The following is a 1,535-nucleotide window of genomic DNA, read 5'->3' on the forward strand; positions in this document are numbered from 1 at the left end:
TGGTTGAGGATCCCGATTCTGGTGTGCGTCGGATGGCAGCCCATGTCTTGGGCGAATTGGGCAACAGCTCAGAAACCGTAGTCAGCGCCCTACTAGCAAGTCTTCAGGATGAGCATCGTGCTGTCCGTAGCAACGCAGCCTATGCCTTGGGCAATTTGGGCAACAGCTCAGAAACTGTAGTCACCGCCCTCCTAGCGCGGCTTCAGGATGAGTATCCTCCTGTGCGTGGTTACGCAGCCTATGCCTTGGGCGAATTGGGCAACAGCTCAGAAACCGTAGTCAACGCCCTACTAGCACTGCTTCAGGATGAGCATCGTGCTGTCCGTAGGAACGCAGCCGATGCCTTGGGCAAATTGGGCAACAGCTCAGAACCCATAGTCACCACCTTACTAGTACTGCTTAAGGATAAGAATTTTGTTGTGCGTGGGTACGCAGCCTATGCCTTGGGCAATTTGGGCAACAGCTCAGAAACTGTAATAAACGCCCTCCTAGCAGGGCTTCAGGATGATAAGTCTTATGTGCGTGGGAAAGCAGCCAATGCTTTGGGCAATTTGGGCAACAACTCAGAAACTGTAATAAACGCCCTCCTAGCAGGGCTTCAGGATGAGTATCCTCCTGTGCGTAGGGACGCAACCGAAGCGTTGGTTGAATTGGGCAAAACATCCAATCATATTCTCCCTACTGTAATTGAATGGATTGAACAACACCAGGATTCAGAGTATGTGGGCAGTGGTATTGATGCCTTGTGGAATTTGGTGGTAGGTAGGGAATAGGGAACAGGGAACAGGGAATCGGGAATCGGGAATCGGGAATCGGGAATCGGGAGTCGGGAGTGTAATGGATCAAGAGGATTGTTTTTGTTGCAGGGCTGAAACCCTTATGTGATAGTGCTTTCGCCAGCAGCAGTCACCAGTCGGATCGTCTCAAAGGGGTGTGATGGGGGTGTATGCGATCGCGTCAGCTAGACCCAACACAAACCACCTAGGGTATAGCAACTCCTATTCCCTGTTCCCTGTTCCCTGTTCCCTAAAATTATTAACCTATTCGAGCCAAATTGGCAAGACATAGAGAAGCTAACATCGGACAATAATAATCAAATGAAGCAATTAAATGTTTCACCCAGACATCAACATCAACATCAACATCAACATCAATATCAACATCAACATCAACAACTGTTGAGCTGAAGAAGGAGAATTTTCCATGCAAATTGGAGACTTAGAAAATCTACAGGAGATAAATATAGATAAATTATCTTCTGTGGAAGGTGGCATGATAGCGATCGTAGATAAACCGATCGCACATAAAATAGATGTGGCCGATATTAGTATTGCTCCCACAGAATTAAAACGTCCCATTTATCCCTATTGTCCACCACCACCACCTCCACCATGTTATCCCGGTTATCCCAGACCTTTACCTTATAAAGATATCAAAGCAATTCCGTTAAGGATTTGTCCTGTTATTCTCTAATTTTATATTTTGGGGTAAAAGGTCAGCTATAGCAGAAGTCAGAAGTCAGAAGTCAGCGGTCA

At 46.9% G+C, this 1,535-nt stretch carries 3 protein-coding genes; all 3 read left to right on the plus strand.

Going from position 1 to position 1,535, the window contains the following annotated elements:
* The coding region (locus F6K53_RS41615) for a HEAT repeat domain-containing protein (protein ID WP_293086258.1) at positions 1–773 on the plus strand (773 nt) is incomplete at its 5' end.
* A 160-nt stretch (positions 774–933) separates the two neighbouring features.
* Positions 934–1,068: a hypothetical protein gene (locus tag F6K53_RS41620; protein WP_293086260.1), complete on the plus strand. Its 135-nt coding sequence runs from the start codon at positions 934–936 to the stop codon at positions 1,066–1,068.
* Between the two features lie 135 nt (positions 1,069–1,203).
* The gene (locus F6K53_RS41625) at positions 1,204–1,473 is read left to right on the plus strand and encodes a hypothetical protein (RefSeq protein WP_293086262.1); all 270 of its coding nucleotides are present in this window, start codon (positions 1,204–1,206) and stop codon (positions 1,471–1,473) included.
* Positions 1,474–1,535: the final 62 nt, after the last annotated feature.

The sequence above is a fragment of the Moorena sp. SIO4A1 genome (assembly GCF_010672065.1).
Taxonomy (GTDB): Bacteria; Cyanobacteriota; Cyanobacteriia; order Cyanobacteriales; family Coleofasciculaceae; genus Moorena.

Coding starts and splice junctions, on each gene's coding strand:
- F6K53_RS41625 (WP_293086262.1), top strand. CDS start 1,204: ATGCAAATTGGAGACTTAGAAAATCTACAGGAGATAAATATAGATAAA.